The 17,705-nt window shown below is 36.4% G+C and carries 14 protein-coding genes; 6 read left to right on the top strand and 8 right to left on the bottom strand.

Annotation, left to right across the window (positions count from 1 at the left end):
• Positions 1–269 precede the first annotated feature (269 nt).
• The 3 genes from aat (at position 270) to QM481_RS19265 (ending at position 3,587) form a co-directional block, all read left to right on the top strand.
• Positions 270–902: a leucyl/phenylalanyl-tRNA--protein transferase gene (gene aat / locus QM481_RS19275; RefSeq protein WP_283382960.1), complete on the top strand. Its 633-nt coding sequence runs from the start codon at positions 270–272 to the stop codon at positions 900–902.
• A 135-nt stretch (positions 903–1,037) separates the two neighbouring features.
• Positions 1,038–2,072 (top strand): glutamate 5-kinase, encoded by a 1,035-nt coding sequence (gene proB / locus QM481_RS19270; protein ID WP_166550445.1) that lies wholly within the window; start codon positions 1,038–1,040, stop codon positions 2,070–2,072.
• Positions 2,073–2,120: 48 nt separating this feature from the next.
• A complete protein-coding gene (locus QM481_RS19265) occupies positions 2,121–3,587 on the top strand; it encodes a hypothetical protein (RefSeq protein ID WP_283382959.1) in 1,467 nt (488 codons plus the stop codon).
• On the opposite strand, the gene QM481_RS19260 is transcribed toward QM481_RS19265, so the two are convergent.
• The 5 genes from QM481_RS19260 to secA all read right to left on the bottom strand — a co-directional run bounded on the left by QM481_RS19260 (position 3,588) and on the right by secA (position 10,527).
• A complete protein-coding gene (locus QM481_RS19260) occupies positions 3,588–4,349 on the bottom strand; it encodes a class I SAM-dependent methyltransferase (protein ID WP_283382958.1) in 762 nt (253 codons plus the stop codon).
• Positions 4,339–5,244: a glycosyltransferase family 2 protein gene (locus QM481_RS19255; RefSeq protein ID WP_283382957.1), complete on the bottom strand. Its 906-nt coding sequence runs from the start codon at positions 5,242–5,244 to the stop codon at positions 4,339–4,341. The genes QM481_RS19260 and QM481_RS19255 overlap by 11 nt, the downstream gene beginning before the upstream one ends.
• A 53-nt stretch (positions 5,245–5,297) precedes the next feature.
• Positions 5,298–6,392 (bottom strand): DegT/DnrJ/EryC1/StrS family aminotransferase, encoded by a 1,095-nt coding sequence (locus tag QM481_RS19250; RefSeq protein WP_310589677.1) that lies wholly within the window; start codon positions 6,390–6,392, stop codon positions 5,298–5,300.
• Positions 6,389–6,775, bottom strand: coding sequence for a sugar 3,4-ketoisomerase (locus QM481_RS19245; RefSeq protein WP_283382956.1), 387 nt, complete (start codon positions 6,773–6,775; stop codon positions 6,389–6,391). Before QM481_RS19245 ends, QM481_RS19250 begins: the two co-directional genes overlap by 4 nt.
• A gap of 377 nt (positions 6,776–7,152) precedes the next feature.
• Positions 7,153–10,527, bottom strand: coding sequence for a preprotein translocase subunit SecA (secA, locus tag QM481_RS19240; RefSeq protein WP_283382955.1), 3,375 nt, complete (start codon positions 10,525–10,527; stop codon positions 7,153–7,155).
• Between the two features lie 243 nt (positions 10,528–10,770).
• On the opposite strand from secA, the gene QM481_RS19235 reads away from it, so the two are divergent.
• Both QM481_RS19235 and QM481_RS19230 read left to right on the top strand, forming a co-directional pair.
• Positions 10,771–11,259 (top strand): hypothetical protein, encoded by a 489-nt coding sequence (locus QM481_RS19235; protein ID WP_283382954.1) that lies wholly within the window; start codon positions 10,771–10,773, stop codon positions 11,257–11,259.
• A 142-nt stretch (positions 11,260–11,401) separates the two neighbouring features.
• Positions 11,402–12,292, top strand: coding sequence for a hypothetical protein (locus QM481_RS19230; protein ID WP_283382953.1), 891 nt, complete (start codon positions 11,402–11,404; stop codon positions 12,290–12,292).
• A gap of 123 nt (positions 12,293–12,415) precedes the next feature.
• On the opposite strand, the gene QM481_RS19225 is transcribed toward QM481_RS19230, so the two are convergent.
• Entirely contained in the window at positions 12,416–13,048 is a 633-nt protein-coding gene (locus QM481_RS19225) for an NUDIX hydrolase N-terminal domain-containing protein (protein WP_283382952.1), read from the bottom strand.
• 345 nt (positions 13,049–13,393) lie between these two features.
• Positions 13,394–15,355, bottom strand: coding sequence for a M1 family metallopeptidase (locus QM481_RS19220; RefSeq protein ID WP_283382951.1), 1,962 nt, complete (start codon positions 15,353–15,355; stop codon positions 13,394–13,396).
• 176 nt (positions 15,356–15,531) lie between these two features.
• Here QM481_RS19220 and QM481_RS19215 point away from each other — a divergent pair, with 176 nt between their 5' ends.
• Positions 15,532–15,882 (top strand): DUF6984 family protein, encoded by a 351-nt coding sequence (locus QM481_RS19215; RefSeq protein WP_283382950.1) that lies wholly within the window; start codon positions 15,532–15,534, stop codon positions 15,880–15,882.
• Between the two features lie 52 nt (positions 15,883–15,934).
• On the opposite strand, the gene QM481_RS19210 is transcribed toward QM481_RS19215, so the two are convergent.
• A complete protein-coding gene (locus QM481_RS19210) occupies positions 15,935–17,518 on the bottom strand; it encodes a hypothetical protein (RefSeq protein WP_283382949.1) in 1,584 nt (527 codons plus the stop codon).
• Between the last annotated feature and the right edge of the window lie 187 nt (positions 17,519–17,705).

Here is a 17,705-nt window from a genome sequence, read left to right as displayed (position 1 = left end):
TTAATAGTTTGAAAATTTAATACTATACATCTCTATTGAGTACCATTTATTGGACTTATTGAATGTTTTTTGGGAGTATTTATACTTATAGCTACCCATTAATAGCTTAAGAGGTTTGAGTTTGGAAATATGCTAATAATTCCCTAAAATTGATTTGAGAGGCACTAATAAACTAGAGGCATTTGAGTGAAATTACTGGAGAATTTTAGAAAAAAAATCTATTCTGTCACTGAAAAACACTTTGATTTGCCAATTGATAAATATTAAAAATGGATGAATTAACAGCGGAAGATTTGATGTATGGATACATGAATGGCATATTCCCAATGGCCGATACCGACGGCTCTTTGTATTGGTATTCGCCAGACCCACGTGCCATTATTCCTATCGACACCTATAAACCCGCAAAGTCTTTACGACCAATTTTGAATAAGAATTTGTTTGAGATTCATATCAATCGAGATTTTGAAGCGGTGATGCGCCATTGTGCCCTACCACGTAATGGCGAGCCTGAAACATGGATTTCGGAAGAAATTATACAGGCATATTGCGATTTGCATCAAATGGGTATGGCTCATTCTGTGGAGGCTTACATAGGTGACAGACTTGTCGGCGGGCTTTATGGTGTAGCAATAGGAGGAGTGTACTTTGGTGAATCTATGTTTTATCTAGAACCTAATTCTTCGAAAGTGGCTTTTCACTATTTAATTGAAAACCTGCGAAAGCAACAATATGAGTTGCTCGATACACAGTTTATCAACGACAATGTGAAAAGATATGGCGCTATTGAAATTCCTAGAGCAGATTATTTATTGTTGCTACGAAAAGGAATCCAACAGCCTAGAAGTTTCGTCCCTGACACTCCCAGTATTTATTTTGACCCAAATCAGACAGAAGGATAATGAGTTGAGAGATATGAAAATCAAGGCATATGATTCTTTTGTTTTTTCATTCCTCTATCTTTGTGGTATAACTGTCAACAGTTATTATGAGAACGCATTGTTCTGTTAACCCCAGTATGATAGAATTTATATAAAATGTCAAAACCAGTTTTAGTTATCAAATTTGGAACAGCCTCCATTACGCATAAAAGTGGAGAATTGAACGAGGCTGTTTTGCAAGAAATTGCTCGACAAGTAGCAATTCTTCATCAGGATTATCATATCGTATTAGTATCCTCAGGTGCAGTAGGAGCAGGAAAAGGCTTTATCAAAGAATATAAAGGAACAATCACCGAGCGCAAGGCTGCGGCAGCTATTGGTAATCCTTTGTTGTTGGCCAAATACACCAATTATTTTTCTCAATATGACATTGCCATTGCTCAAAGCCTTTGCGAGCGACAACATTTTGCCAATCGTAATCAGTTTTTACAACTGAAAGAGACCTACCAAGAGTTATGGGATAACGGCATTATTCCGATTGCCAATGAAAATGACGTAGTAAGTAATTTGGAGTTGAAGTTTTCTGATAATGACGAATTGGCTACACTAATCGCCACAGGTTTTGGTGCTTCAGCTTTGTTGCTTTGTACATCTGTGGGGGGCTTACTAGATGACCAAAAACAGATTATTCGTTTTGTTGAACAAATTGATGAGAAGGTCTTAGGATTTGTAGATACTGATAAGTCTGCTTTAGGATTGGGGGGTATGGTTTCAAAACTGAATTATACCCGTTTGGCTACCCGCATGGGAATCAAAGTGGTAATTTTTGGGATGAACAAGCCAAATGGGATTATCGAGGCGGTTGCTGAAAAGATAGGAACAGTGTTTGCCCCTCAAGAAGCTAGCTTGACGGCTCGCCAAAAATGGCTAGGCAGTGGAAGTATTATTTCTGGTAATGTCGTAATAGATGCAGGTGCTGTAGAAGCGCTAAACAAACGAAAAAGTTTATTAGCGGTTGGTATAACTGAAGTTGATGGAGAATTTGAAAGAGGAGAAGTTTTTGAAATCTTAGACCAAGCTACAAACGTAATAGCTATTGCAAGAGCGAGAGAGTCATCTTTAGTGATTGCACAGAATCTCAAAACCCAAAATTTTGAGGTAGCCAACGCCGACGAAATTGTATTATTATAAAATTGAAAGGGCCGAAGAGGCCCTTTTCTTTGCCTTCTTTACCTGCTTATGAACTTGATTCGAACCTTAAAGTACGCTTCGCTTATCTATCTTCTTATTCCATCCATCTTGTTTTTATTGACTTGGGTCAACCTTAGTGTGGGGATAAGTGCTAGTATCTTGATGATTACCTATTTCTTTTGGTATGTGAAAAAAGATATAGCAAATGATATTAGAGAAGTGTCTGCTCAGTATTATGGTTGGGCTCATATCGTGGGGATATTGACTTTAGCAATAGGTGTGAATGTATTATTAGGGATAGGAGAGTTTAAGAGACAAGAGTCTGACTTTGTTGCTAATAATTTCAAATATTATGATTTGATTCAGCATGATTGGCCTTTGTATTATGCTCACTACAAAGTACACATGTGCTATTATCTAGGATATTATCTACCCGTAGCGCAGCTTGCAAAATGGTTCTCTTTGGAGAGTGCCCGCTATTTTGCTTTGGCATGGAGTGTTTTAGGTTTATTTTTTGCGTTATTGTGGATAAGCACTTTTGTAAAAAAGAACGGAGGTTTATTGGTCGTATTAGTCATAATATTTCCAAATGCTTGGATAATATATGCCTTGATTGATTTGATAGGATGGCATCGAGAGGTATTTCCGCACTATTTTATTCTTATCAACGATTTTTATCTTGTGCTTTCCAAATTTGAAGATAACTGGGCTTGGGCTCCTCAACATACTTTACCCGCTGTATTGGGGGCTTGTTTTATTTTAGAGGCGTTTTTAAGCAAGAAAATTAACCGACCTGAGCTCTTGTTAATGCTACTTTCAACCATGTATTGGAGTCCTTTAGCGAGTATCGGTTTATTTCCTTTTGTATTAATTCTTTTTTTAAAAGACTTCCAGACACTTTTCCTTCAAGAGAGGCTGCCTGAATTATTCGGAATGATAGGGTTAGTGACAGCTTTCCTACCTCTTATGATTTACTTTATCAGTACCGAAGGAGTGAATAGCGGAAATACAGGCTTTATTTGGCAAGCGGGCAGTTCGTTATGGATAGTTTACTATGCCATCTATGTGCTCGCAAATGTAGGTATTTGGTATTGTTTTATTCGAACTGAGCCATTCGACTGGAGCCCATTAATCTATGGGTGTATGTGTTTAATTATGATATTTGGTATTTATCGAGTAGGACTCTACAATGATTTGAACATTCGTGGTGTGATACCAGCGTTTACTATCATGTCTTGTTGTATCAGTATTTGGATTATGTATTATTGGAAAAAAAAGAAATGGACCGTTTATTTTTTAGCCATATACATTTTATTAGGAGGGCTACATTCGATACGTAATTTCGGTTTAGCAATATCTCCAAGTAAGCCTCAAACTACGATTGCAAAACCTTTTATAAATAATTATACCTCAATGCTCTCTTTTCAGGAAAGTGCTTATGGCGACTCTACGGCAATTAAAGAGTATTGTTTGAAAAAAGATGGCTTTTTTGATAAATACCTTTTGAAAAAATAATTACTTTTTGATAGTCAAGAATACAGAGCTACCAAACGGAGTTGAATCAAATAGCCTTCTTTCTATCCTTGAACACTGATAAAACAATTGATTGATACCTGCACTGGGAAGAGACACATCCGATACAATTTGAGTTTTATCAATCAAATTTAATTTAAGTTGTAGTTGTTGTAACTTACGTACTGCCAAGATGAGTGGAGATAAAAAAAATGGCCAATAGGTATGTTTCTCTATGGTTAGAGTGGCTGGCAAATACTGTGCATACGTAGATTTGGTAAAACGATGTTTACCTCCCACAGCGATATCATGAGTCCCGAAGAACATATCAAAGGCATTGTTATTTGTTAAAAAAACGCCTTTCGGTCGAAGTAATTTTGCAATCCCCGCTAAAGTACTTTTAATAGCCTCTGAGTCAAGACAATATACGACATCATTGCAAACAATTACATCAAAAGATTCATTGGGAAAATGATTACCCAATTCGGCAGCATTCATTTTCTGAACGTTTAAGCCACGCTGTTGACAAAAACTTAGAGACGATTCCGAATAATCTATACCTTGAATATTCGTATATCCTTGTTTTTGTAGAAAGGTTAATAATCCTCCTGTACCAGCACCAACATCTAATATCTGAATTTCCTTATTTTGTCCAAAATTCTCGACAATACCTTCCAATACCCTTTGATGTAGCGTTTGATACCACCAGAGTTTTTCCTCTACCTCAAACATCATTTTGTATTCTTCGTGACTACTATTCAGCATGGTTGATATGTTTTGATTTTATGACAAATTGTGGATGATTATTTTGGGTCAAAAAGCCTTTGGCAACATATTCGCCAATAATTCCTAGTCCAGTAATCTGAATACTTCCTAAAATAGAAATGGCATAAAAAGTGGCACTACAATCAATAAAACCAAGAAGTTGTATCAAAAGAAGTATAAAACTTAACCCGAGAGTGATAAGCCCAGTGCTGAGAATGATTCTAACAGGTAAAAGTGAGTACCCAAAAAGAATGGATAGGAATAATGCGACTAATTTTTGAACGGTATAACTGGATTGTCCTTCGGTTCGTGCATGATGTTCAACCAAAACACGACCAACATTTTTGGTTACCCGAAAAATTAATGCATCGATATAAGGGTAAGGTCCTGTGTATTTACAGATTTCGGTTACCACTTCTTTTTTAATAAGTTTAAAGCTAGACAAGTACAAATCTTTAGGTTTTCCGAAAAGGTATGTTGTCATTTGATTGACGAGCCAGCTGCCAATATTGCGAAAATAATGATGCTTTTTATCTTCGTAATAACTATAAACCACATCTAGATTATCAGATTGAGCTTTCTGTAAAAGTTTTAGGATTTCACTAGGAGGGTTCTGGAAATCGTCATCGATGATTACAGCAAAATACCCTTTCGTATGGTTAAGCCCACAGATTACCGCATTAAATTCTCCAAAATTTCTACGCAAAGAAATAAAGCTTACTCTTGGATAACGGAGCGCCAATGCAGCACAAACTTCCTCAGAATTATCAGGACTTCCGTCGTTTACAAGAACGACTTCGAATGAAACGCTCTGTAAGGTTTCATGTAATTTACTTACCAACGAACCAATAGATTGCGCTCCTTTATAGACAGGAATTACAACTGATAATAGCATATCTTAAATGAAAGGATGATAACTTTTTGGGAAAGATTTCAAGAGAATGCTCTCTAACCTTTAAAATTATTGATTTTTTCGATAATGTACTCAATTTCTAATTCTTGCAAAGTAGGGTTTAAAGGAATACTGAGTACTTCTTGATGAATCTTTTCTGTAATTGGAAAACTGAGATGATTAAACTCTGAAAGTGCCTTTTGTTTGTGTGGAGGAATGGGATAATGTATGTCAGTTCCGATACCATTCTCTGCTAAATAGGAACGAAATTTGTCCCTATCGGAGGTTCTAATCACAAATAAATGCCATGCATCCTCATCGATTGAATTAGATGGAGGAAGGACGATTGAAGGGTTTTGAATTTGTTCTAGATAATGGCGAGCAATTTTTTGACGATACAGATTTTCGCCATCCAAATGTTCTAGTTTAAGAGATAGAAAAGCAGCTTGTATTTCATCTAAACGACTATTGAGTCCAACTTCATCAAATACATATTTTTGAGATGAACCATAATTTCGAAGTTGTCGATACGCTTGAGCAAGCGATTTACTATTGCAAGTAATCGCACCACCATCACCCAATGCTCCAAGGTTTTTGGAAGGATAAAAACTAAAACCTGCTGCATCACCTAAATTGCCTGCTTTTACACCTAAGTACGTAGCCCCATGAGCTTGCGCTGCATCTTCAAAGATGTGTAATTGATATTTTTCTGCAATAGCTTGAATAGCTGTCATCTCACAACATTTTCCATACAAATGTGTAAGCATGATAGCCTTAGTATTAGTGGTAATAGCTAGTTTTATTTGATTGGGGTCAATCAGATAAGTCTCTTGTGATGGTTCGACTAATACAGGCTTTAGACCAGCATTGATTACAGCCAAAATCGTAGCAATGTAAGTATTAGCAGGTACAATTATTTCGGATTGTGGAGGATATTTACAGGCTTTTAGGATAATGGTAAGAGCATCTAAACCATTGGCTACCCCTAAGCAGAAATTAGTTTCACAGTAGCTAGCAAAGCGATTCTCAAATGTGACTAACTCTTGCCCTAAGATAAACCAACCTTTTTCAAGTGTTTCGGTAAAAATTCTTTTTAAATCATCATGATAAGGCTTATTGGTATTTTGAAGGCTCAAAAAGGGGATAATCATACGGTTGTAATGGTCGATTGAGGGTAAGGTTCATAAATGTAGTCTTCTTTATCATAAAACTGATTGGCCAAGACTAATAGAATAGCATCACTAGAAAACTGGTCCATTACGTGCCAATCCTCTGGTGCTAAGACTAAACATTTTTGAGGCGAATCTAGTAAGAATTCTTCTTGTTTAAGGCCGTTATTATTGAGAACGCGACAACTTCCAGAAATACATACTAAGGCCTGCCAAGTTTCCTTGTGACGATGTCCACCTCGGACAGAATCTTCTTTTCCTTGAATATAAAACACGCGTCTTATATGTCCAGGAAGGATTTTTTCAAATACAGTTAAATTTCCTGCATCAGAGCTGAATGTATCCAATAGTAACAATTGACTCACTATTATTAACGAAGGTTTAAAAAATGACGTGGTTGTATAAAGTATACTAGGTACGATTATCGTTGTATTTTAATCGATAACGCAATTGATTGGAAGATATATATGTATTGTAAATACTATAGAATCCAAAAATACTAAATATAATTTAATTGTAAGGGTAATAGGGCTTTTAATTGCTCAATTAGGAGAGTAAATAGATTAAACGGTTATAAAGTGCGAAAATCTATAATATGATTGAATCGTGTAGAAAAAAATATACCTTTGTAAAATATTTACGATTTCAAAATCCTGTTGAAGGGATTCTTTGATATAGATTTTAATATAAAAATGGTTAATTTACAAAAAAACGCCCGTTTTGCGGGCGTTTTTTGTTTTTGTTATGCAATCACAACTGCAATGCCTTTCTCTACATCTTGCTCAACAGTTTTGTATTTTACATTTTCCTTAATTGAACCATCTTGATATTGAACGGTTACTCTTTGATTGCGATCAGCAATTTTGATGGCTTGTCTTGGAGCAACTTTCTCAACATGCTGACCTGCGCTTGGATCAATATAATCAAGACCTGAATCTAAAGTACCAGCCAAACCACCTACTAATGATGAAATAGCTTCATCTTTTTGTGTTTGTAGCTTCGGTTGTGGAGCTGGTGCTTGTTGTACCACAGGTTGTTCTACTGCTTGCTGAAAATCAGGCATGTCGGCCTTCATTAAGAAGCTAACAGTGTCTACGTTGATACGACTCAAGAAACGTTCGAACAATTTAACAGCTTCGAATTTGTAAATCAATAATGGATCTTTTTGTTCAAATACTGCATTTTGTACTGATTGTTTCAAGTCATCCATATCACGAAGGTGCTCTTTCCACTCTTGGTCAATAAGGCTTAATGCAATGAATTTCTCCATTTCAGAGATAACCTTTTTGCCATTTGTAGCAAGCGTTTCGTTGGCATCAGCAAAGACACCTGTTACCAATACGCCATTTGTGATAGGCACCTGAATACCTTGATAGCCTTGAGATAAAGCTTCTTGAGCAAAGTCAATAACTTTTTCTGCTAGCGCTTTATTTTTGGCGTTATAGTGTTTCTCTGCTGCATCGTACAAGCGATTTGTACGCTGTTGAGTATTTAACTTGGCAAACTCCTCACGATCGAATGGAGGCTCCATTCCCAAAATATCAATAACACGAAGCTCTACTTCATCGTAAGAAATATTGTTTTGGATAATATCTGAACAAACGTCAAACGTTGTGTTGGCAATATCCAATGACAAACGTTCTCCAAACAAAGCATTCTGACGACGTTTATAGATAGCATTACGTTGATAGTTCATTACGTCATCGTATTCCAACAAACGCTTACGAATACCAAAGTTATTTTCTTCTACTTTTTTCTGAGCACGTTCTACCGACGAAGTAATCATAGAGTGTTGGATTACCTCACCTTCTTCCATACCCATTCGGTCCATCACTTTAGCAATACGGTCTGAACCAAATTTACGCATCAAGTCATCGTCCAACGATAAGAAGAATTGAGATGAACCTACGTCACCTTGACGACCCGAACGACCTCTTAACTGGCGGTCGACACGACGAGACTCATGACGTTCTGTACCAATAATAGCCAAACCTCCAGCATTTTTAGCTTCTGGTGATAACTTAATATCGGTACCACGACCAGCCATGTTAGTCGCAATAGTAACTTTACCTGCTTGACCAGCTTCTGCTACGATATCGGCTTCACGTGCGTGGTGTTTCGCGTTGAGTACATTGTGCTGAATCTTACGAATCGTAAGCATACGGCTCAATAACTCAGAGTTTTCGACAGAAGTAGTACCCACAAGTACAGGGCGACCACCTTCTACCATTTCTTGAATTTCTTGAGCTACTGCATTATATTTTTCACGAACAGTTTTGTAAACTTTATCTTCGTGGTCATTACGAGAGATCTTTCTGTTCGTAGGAATTGTTACAACATCCAATTTATAGATTGTCCAAAACTCACCTGCTTCTGTTTCGGCAGTACCCGTCATACCACAAAGTTTATGATACATACGGAAGTAGTTTTGTAAAGTAATCGTAGCGTAAGTCTGTGTAGCATCTTCGATGTTAACATTTTCTTTTGCTTCGATTGCTTGGTGCAAACCATCAGAGTAACGACGACCGTCCATGATACGACCTGTTTGCTCATCTACAATTTTCACTTTACCTTCATCGATGATATATTCAGCATCTTTTTCGAATAAAGTATAAGCTTTGAGCAATTGGTTTACTGTATGGATACGTTGAGTTTTTGCTGAGTAATCACGAATCAAAGCCTCTTTTTTAACCAAGCGGTCATGCTCGTTCAATTCTGCATCTTTCTCTATGGTATTCAAATCAACAGACAAATCAGGAATAACGAAGAAGTTTGCATCGTCAATCAATCTTGCCATGAATTCAAGACCTTTTTCCGTAAGTTCTACCTGATTATTTTTCTCTTCGATAGTAAACATCAAAGGAGCATCTGCTTCAGGCATTAACTTCTGGTTTTCAGCAAGGTAGATAGATTCTGTTTCTTGCATGATTTGCTTCACACCAACCTCTCCTAAGAATTTAATCAACGGACGGCTCTTTGGCAAACCGCGGAAAGCACGGAATAATGACAAACCACCTTCTTTTTTCTTTCCTGCTGCAATTAACTTTTTCGACTCTACCAATAACTCCTGAACGATACGTTTTTGTTGATCAACCAATCGAGCTACTAATGGATTGAAAATTTCGAAATCTTGTTCATCTCCACGAGCCATTGGCCCACTGATAATCAATGGTGTACGGGCATCATCAATCAAAACGGAGTCAACCTCATCGACCATGGCATAGTGGTGCTTGCGTTGAACTTGTTCCTCTGGGCTACGAGCCATGTTGTCACGTAGATAGTCAAAACCAAACTCGTTGTTTGTACCATACGTAATATCTGCCAAATATGCTTTACGACGAGCATCTGTATTTGGTTCGTGCTTGTCAATACAGTCAACGGTAATTTGGTGGAATTCAAACAATGGCGCATTCCACTCAGAGTCACGTTTAGCAAGGTAGTCGTTAACGGTTACAAGGTGTACGCCACGTCCAGCCAAAGCATTCAAGAATGAAGGTAGGGTAGAAACCAAAGTTTTACCTTCCCCAGTTGCCATTTCGGCAATTTTACCTTGGTGCAATACAATACCACCGATCAACTGTACATCGTAGTGAATCATATTCCACTCGATTTCGTTACCAGCGGCCATCCATTTGTTATGCCAGATGGCGGTGTCTCCAACAATTTCAACGTTTTTCTTGCGGCTCGACATCTCAATATCATAAGGAGTCGCGGTTACCTCAAGTTTTTTGTTTTCCGTATATCTTCTAGCCGTTTCTTTTACAATCGCAAATGCCTGAGGGAGAATTTCCATCAAAACTACCTCTAGCGATTTGTTACGCTCAACTTCCAATTTATCGATTTGGTTAAAGATATTTTCTTTAACATCAACCGACATTTCAGGATTACCTTCAATTTCTAACTTGAAATCAGAAATTTCAGCATCATATTTGGCTAAGCGCTCTTGAATAAGAGCTTTAAGGTCAACTGTTTTTTGACGAAGTTGATTGTCCGTCAAATTAGAAAGTTTGGCGAATTCAACTTTGACGTTTTCTACAATTGGCATTAATTCTTTGATGTCACGCTCTGACTTAGTACCAAAGAATTTTGTAACTGCCTTGGTTAAATAATTTATCATTTTGTTCGTATTCGTTAATCTTTAGAGATTATTAAATGAGGTTTTAAAATAGGGTATTTTTTCAAACACAAAGCCTGTAAATTCCTATTGGTATTCCTACAGAAAATTAATTACTTACAAATTTAGTTCATTAGAACCTTTTAAAAACAATTTCGTTATAATTAATATTGCATTAGAAAACGATTTGTCATATTTTAGAAATCACTTAAAACGCCTTTTTGAATAGGTAAGTTATTGAATATCATGGAACAAACTCCTCAACGCCGTCGTCCACCTCGTCAAAAGTTAAAAATGCCTTTCTTTGGAGATTTGATGGGCGGATCAGGCAATAGTTCGGCTGGTCAAGAGAAAAATCCTATAAATGGCAAAATCACACCTTTGATTTTTCTAGTTGTGCTGGTGGTTTATGGCATTGATTATTTAACAAGCAGTGGCAAAAATAGGCCTGTTACAGGAGCTGGCGATATTAAACAGATGGCTTGGAATGGTAAAATTACCAAAAAATGGGCCAACGTAATTGATTCGGCACGAATCCATTATTTACTCGAAATAACCGAAGTAGTTAATGATAGCACCAAGGAAAAAAAGGTAATAGATTTGTTTGAAGAGAAAGGTGACTTTTGGGATAAAGTTAGTCCTAAAAATACCTTAATCAAAAAAGAAGGAAGCTTAGATGTTACCATACAACGATATTTTAAAAAGGATACAGTGATAAAATTACAATATCCTTGATAATGAGTTAAGTAAAGATTTGAGTACGATTTAAGGGTGAAGCTTGCTTCACCTTTTTTATTTCATAAACCTCATGGTCGAATGGCATAAAATTTGTACGTATAGATGTATTACCCACACGTTAAGACTATTTATTAAAAAAATGAAAAGAAAGTATCTCCTAGTCCTAAGTATTTTAAGCATTTATACCGCCAATACATTTGCTCAATCATCGAAGAAAAATAGTAGTAAGTTTGCCTTGAAGCTACCAGACCACCAAGCTTTCGTGTTACCTGCCAATCCTTACACGAGCGTGAATGATGTATCTGTTTTACTTTCAGTTTCTTCTCTGTTATCATCATTTGCTTTAGTTGAATCGGTAAAATCCGAAACCCCAGATTTGAAGCTTAGTTCCTCTAATCGTGATTACATAATTACGAATGTCTCGTACGATGACGAAAATGATGAGGATGATGAGGCTGCTTTGCGTTCAATTATGGATAAAAAAGCAAAGGTTAAAGAAACAATTGTTTTACCAAAAACAGCACCGAAAGTAGAAGAGCCCAAGTCTGTTGCCGTTAGCGGTGCAAGTAGTTCTAAAGCAGAAGGCGGGTTATATGAGTATGTCGTGAAAGAGGCTGTTCCAGAGGTAACCTTAACTGAGGAAGAGAAAAAACAATATAATTCTAGAGGAATGCGTGTGCTTTCTTTGTTGGAAGAAGAAGCCTACAGCGATTCAGTTTTTACAAAACCTGATCAAATCGCCGTATTCCCAGGGGGAGCAAAGTCTTTCTTGAAATATTTAGATAAGACACTTAAAACCTCTAAAAAGCTATCAGATGCTGAAAAACAAGATAAGGTTGTCGTACAGTTTGTAGTTCGTAAGGATGGACGTACTGAGCGTTTCAAACTTATGAAAGCTTCTGATATAAATACAACAGGACTAGTGTTGGACGCATTAAACAAAATGCCTAATTGGGAGCCAGCTATTACGAAAGGTGCAACGGTTAGTTCATTAGTGCAGGTAGAAGTGCCTGTTATTAGTGCTAAATAAACTTAGATTAACTAATATAATTTAGGGCTTACAGCGGAGGTTTTAGCTAAAATCTCCGCTGTAAGCCCTAATATTTGAGCAATAATGTACAATGACTTGTTGACCAATTCATCACATAGCCAACTAGTCGCAATAAATAGGTAGTTCTGGGTTATCGTAGTACTCAAACATTTTAGCAATTTGACTTTCTACAACGCGGTCTACTGAAAGAGGAGGGATGTTGTTCCTATCAAAAAACTCTACTGCTGATGTTTCTTGTGTATGTGCATTTAGTTCTCCACCGATGATTTCGCATAAAATAAATAACTTGTAAACATACCAAGCTTGCGGAGGATGAGCATGATTTCTTTTGTCAAAAACCCCCAATAGTTTTACGGCTTTTACTTTAAGACCTGTTTCTTCCCAAGCCTCTTTTTCAGCTACTTCAAATGGGGTATATCCTATATCGCCCCAGCCACCAGGCAAAGACCATTTACCGTCTACTGTTTCTTTTGCCATCAAAATCTTACCCTCTTCATTGAATACCACAGCACGAATATCCACTTTAGGAGTTTGATAACCATCTCGTTCGCTTGCAAATAGGTTAATGATTTTTTCAACAGGTTCATCCGTTAGTTTCTCTAGGATTTTTACGCTTAAATCAGAAATTTCTTGATAACGCTCAAGGTCATAAGGTTTGTCTGCTGCATAAAAAATACCTGCTTGGGCTATTGACTGGAGTTTTTGAGCTATTGCTAGCCAATCTAGATTGTTCATTTGAAAAGGGAGGTAAATTATTAGATTCTGAATCGTTGAAGTTAGAGAAAATAGCAATACTTTTTGTACAAATGCTTTAAAAATGAGGTAAGGGCACAAATAAAAACATAAGTCATCCCTAATTTAGTAATTGAGCGGATGAGTGATTATGTTACAATTTGTATTCTAGTAGTAGAGACGCAATGATTGCGTCTTGAGCTGAATAAAATCTAGTATAATAGCATCAAAAAGCGGTCGAAAAATATTTTTCGACCGCTTTTTGATGAAAATTATGGAGAATAATCCCAATCCTAAAAATTCAGGATGACTCATATTTTAAAAATACATAGCATGATTAGCTATTGCTTAATTTGGTTTCTGAGCCTTTATGTTCAAAGGTTTCCAAACGTTATTTTTTGAGTTGAAATCAGGAAGAACATGGTCAGGATCGATGCTCACTGATTTAAAAGGCAAAGTTGTTGAGGTTTTAAAGGTCCAAGAGTTACCTCTTTGCCAGATTTCAACAGGAAGTTTGATACGTTCTTTCGTACCGCCAACCATTTCTAATTCGACCTCGACAGGCATGGCTAGCTTTTCAAGATTTTCAATAGTGATAACAGCACCGTTTTTAGGATCTTGTTCAATATACTGAACATCTTTTACGGCTTGGTCTAATTTCCAAGTTTCGTAGAACCAACCTCTCCAAAACCAGCTTAAATCTTCGCCAGAGGCATCTTCCATGGTTTTGAAAAAGTCATAAGGAGTAGGGTGTTTAAAAGCCCAACGTTTGATATATTCTTTGAATGCATAGTCAAATCTATCTTTTCCTAAAACTTGTTCTCTCAAAATTTTCAAGCCAATAGCGGGTTTGTAATAGGCTTCATAACCCAAGTTGCTTGACTGCAATACATCAGGAATATTCATGATAGGTTCTGCACTTTCACGGAATAACTGTTTAGCCATTTGGTGCATATCCATTTTATAACCTTTGTATTCGCCATTATTAAAATCGTCGGTCGAGTAAAAATTGATGAAGGTATTAAAGCCTTCGTCCATCCATGCGAATTTACGTTCGTTTGAGCCTACAATCATTGGGAACCAGTTATGTCCAAATTCATGGTCTGTTACGCCCCAGAGGCCTTGTGTCGTGCTTGTACTTCCACAAAAAACAATCCCAGGATACTCCATACCGCTGATTGAACCTGCCACATTGGTAGCCACAGGATAGGTGTATTCATACAACCATTTTGAATAGAATTCCAAGCATGATTTTACGTATTCTGTTGAGCGTCCCCAGCCTTTATCACCTCCAGATTCTGCAGGATAAGCAGACATTGCGAGCGATTTTTTGCCACTTGGTAAATTAATTCTAGCAGCATCAATCACAAATGCTTTCGAAGAAGCAAAGGCTACGTCGCGGGCTGTACTGCATTTAAACTTCCATGTGATTTTACCTTCAGTTTTTGGTCTTGAATTAGCTTCTACAACTTCAGCGGCACTTCTAATCATGACGGTTTTATCGCTATTGCTAGCTTGAGCCAGTCTTTTGAGTTGTTCACTTGTCCAGCATTCTGATGGATTGGTAAGTTCGCCCGAACCTACAATAATATGTGATGCAGGAGCTGTAATAGCATATTCAAAATTACCATATTCTAGGTAAAATTCGCCTGCGCCTAAATAAGGAAGAACGTTCCAGCCTTCAACATCGTCATATACGCACATACGAGGATACCACTGCGCAATTTCATAAACGGTTCCTTGTTGTGCCTCGTGCATTCCCACGCGGTCTGAGCCGTATTTAGGAATCTGGAAAGAATATACAATTTTAATTTTGGCTGAACCGATTTTCTCAGCTATTGGATTCGCCAAACGAATTTGCATACGTGTATCTTCTACCACAAATTCAGCAGGCTTTCCATCGATTGTCACAGACTTGATGGTATAGCCACCATTGAAATTGACATTGCCAAAGCGCCCGCCTGAAATAGGCGTAGTGGCCGAACCACGAGATGTATTACTAAATTGGTTTTGATCAAGTTGTAACCAAAGAAAATTAAGCTTATCTGGCGAGGCATTTTTATAGGTAATTTCTACGTCGCCATCTAAGATATTTTTTTGGTCATCGAGTGCAACATTGATTTTGTAATCTGCTTGGTTTTGCCAATAAGTAGCCCCTGGCGACCCTGTGCCACTGCGAGTAGGAGTAGACAGAGTATAATTGAAAAGTGGGTTAAAAAGGTCGTATTGACTGTAATTAGATTTTTGTTGTGCCTGACTGCTCCAATGCAAGGCAAGCAATGAACCTAAGGCAATTAATTTTTTTACCATCTGTTGTTGAATGTTTAAAAGTAGATTTGGCAGAAACTATAAAAACGAATCCAATGCAATTTAGATGTTTTCCTACAAAGACAATGTTTTATCTTTGTAGCTTTGAGCTAACGGATACCATTTATAGTTAAAATAAAATCATTCTGAAACGATAAACGATTGAGAGAACAAAAATAATGAGTCAAGATACAAGAAAAATTAAACCGCAAGAGCTAGCATTGATAGAGCACCTTTTAGGATTGCTTGGTTTTACCTCAGCACAATATCCCATTCGTGAGGATGTCGTAGAATATGAAGGAGGTAAAATGGGGAGTATAAGTATGGGTGACGACCCTAATCTTTACGATGGGGATTTGATTCAGGTTGAATACGTAGATTCTGATGGAACCCCCGTGGTGATTACGCTCACAAAAGATTCTAATGGCAAGTTGTTGGATTTAGATTTTTGGAAAGTAGATTTTTCCAAATTAATCACCTATCCTCAACCTCACCAAGTGAGTGTTAGACCATTAGATGCAGGGGTGTGAAATTTAAATAAATAGTTCATAAACATATTTTTTATGTTTATGAACTATTTATCTACCATAAATGAACTTTTTGTCCAATATAGCCAAAGTTAATAATCTCTAGGTTTTGAATAGTACAAAGGGCTATTTGATAATCACCTCGCGGGATATCTAGATATGAAAATCCAGAACTAAAACCTGGGTTTAATGGATTTTTACCAGCTAATAATTTTCTAATAGAAGGGGCATTCAAAGTGCATGCAGTCATAAACATATTTTGCTTTCCTATGAGCACAATAAAATGCCCATTTGAATGCAAAATCTTTGATGGTACTGGTAAGTTACTATTTTCAATCACTTCATATTGAGGATAAACCCCATACATATCCTTATTTTTCCCTTGTCCTCTAGTAACTTTAAATAAAGATGGTTGATACTGTAAGGTTGTATCCTTTGCCAACTCTTTAAGATTTTGAACAAATGCTGGAGTGAAAGACCCTTTTGGAGTAAAAATACCTTTTTGTCTTAAAAAGTCATATTGATGTTCTTCATCGTTAGCTATATACTTTGAAGCTTCCCAGTTAAAAATGTCACACTGTAGTCTTTTTTGATATTCAATGGCATTACGAAAGTTTATAAAGTTAGCTCGTGCATAAAATACTAGAGCAAATAGCATCATACTAATTCCCACAATTCTTTTCTTTATTTCACTTTTTTGAAGTCCTGCAAGAACACATATATATATAAGGCTAAAAAGCCCCAATGTAAATATTAATTTATGACCAGTCAAAATTTCTGATAAATACCCATTATAATCTTCTCTCCATCGTTTCAACGTATTCAAAGTAATCATTATTAGCATAAAAGCTATACTTGTGATAATGAAGTTATGTACTGTATTATTCCACCTCATTTTTGTGAAAAATAAAAATACAGGGCAGAATAACAATATTGCACCAAATATAATAGTAGTGAATTCAGAAGAATTAAAAATAGTTATAATATTACCGCAGAATGCAACAACTAAAAGTGTTATCTCTTTAAAATGGAGAAATATTCCTGATAGTTGGTTTCCTGAATGTGGGTCTTTAATGTCTGGAATAGAGATAATCATCAAAAATAAAGCTATCCCAAAAACCATACTTTCCTTGTAGTATTTTCTCACAAGATTATTTAAAAATAAAAATAATGCACAGAGTAGTGCCGTGCTTCCTATACCAAAGGATATAATAATAAATATGATAGCTAGGAATGTTTTTTTCCTAACTATATCTAAGTAGAAAATATAAATAGGAACAACAAAGGAACTGATATAAAAAAAAGTCTCGTATGAAAAAAGATAAGTGAGGTAAGGTCCTAGATTTAAAAATAAGAAAGGAATGGGTAAAAAGTAGAAAGAAGAAACATCTAGCTGTTTTATAATTGTTTTGATTAAAAACAAATACCCTAATAAAATTAAATTACCAAGAATACAAATAAATTGAAAGTTGACATTACCAGTTAATGTGTAACTCAATACATATAAAAGACGAACGACCACAGGTCTACTTTCATTTTCTGGAGCAATAAGTGTTTTGGCTGAATTTATGAATCCTTCAGCATTGTAATAGTTTTTTAGAAATTTTCCTGCAATACGATACTCATCTCTAGAAATCATATTGAAGCTATTTTGTATCAACCAAATGAAAAATAATGATGTTGGTACACATACTATAATCCAAAATAATAAAGGTGAATAATGCTTATGAAGAGCTTTCGAAAACTGAGTAATCATGAAATTGTGAAGTGGTTTCTAATACTTGTTTATGATAAAATAACTAATGTACTAAATGTAAAGGTCGCAT

It is taken from the genome of Flectobacillus rivi, assembly GCF_030056655.1.
Lineage (GTDB): Bacteria > Bacteroidota > Bacteroidia > Cytophagales > Spirosomataceae > Flectobacillus > Flectobacillus rivi.
The sequence above is the reverse complement of the archived record's forward strand: the minus strand, read 5'-3'. Positions and strand labels throughout refer to the sequence as shown.

Coding starts and splice junctions, on each gene's coding strand:
- aat (WP_283382960.1), top strand. CDS start 270: ATGGATGAATTAACAGCGGAAGATTTGATGTATGGATACATGAATGGC.
- QM481_RS19220 (WP_283382951.1), bottom strand. CDS start 15,355: ATGGTAAAAAAATTAATTGCCTTAGGTTCATTGCTTGCCTTGCATTGG.
- secA (WP_283382955.1), bottom strand. CDS start 10,527: ATGATAAATTATTTAACCAAGGCAGTTACAAAATTCTTTGGTACTAAG.
- QM481_RS19255 (WP_283382957.1), bottom strand. CDS start 5,244: ATGCTATTATCAGTTGTAATTCCTGTCTATAAAGGAGCGCAATCTATT.
- QM481_RS19235 (WP_283382954.1), top strand. CDS start 10,771: ATGGAACAAACTCCTCAACGCCGTCGTCCACCTCGTCAAAAGTTAAAA.
- QM481_RS19260 (WP_283382958.1), bottom strand. CDS start 4,349: ATGCTGAATAGTAGTCACGAAGAATACAAAATGATGTTTGAGGTAGAG.
- QM481_RS19210 (WP_283382949.1), bottom strand. CDS start 17,518: ATGATTTCTAGAGATGAGTATCGTATTGCAGGAAAATTTCTAAAAAAC.
- QM481_RS19250 (WP_310589677.1), bottom strand. CDS start 6,392: ATGATTATCCCCTTTTTGAGCCTTCAAAATACCAATAAGCCTTATCAT.
- proB (WP_166550445.1), top strand. CDS start 1,038: ATGTCAAAACCAGTTTTAGTTATCAAATTTGGAACAGCCTCCATTACG.
- QM481_RS19215 (WP_283382950.1), top strand. CDS start 15,532: ATGAGTCAAGATACAAGAAAAATTAAACCGCAAGAGCTAGCATTGATA.
- QM481_RS19225 (WP_283382952.1), bottom strand. CDS start 13,048: ATGAACAATCTAGATTGGCTAGCAATAGCTCAAAAACTCCAGTCAATA.
- QM481_RS19265 (WP_283382959.1), top strand. CDS start 2,121: ATGAACTTGATTCGAACCTTAAAGTACGCTTCGCTTATCTATCTTCTT.
- QM481_RS19230 (WP_283382953.1), top strand. CDS start 11,402: ATGAAAAGAAAGTATCTCCTAGTCCTAAGTATTTTAAGCATTTATACC.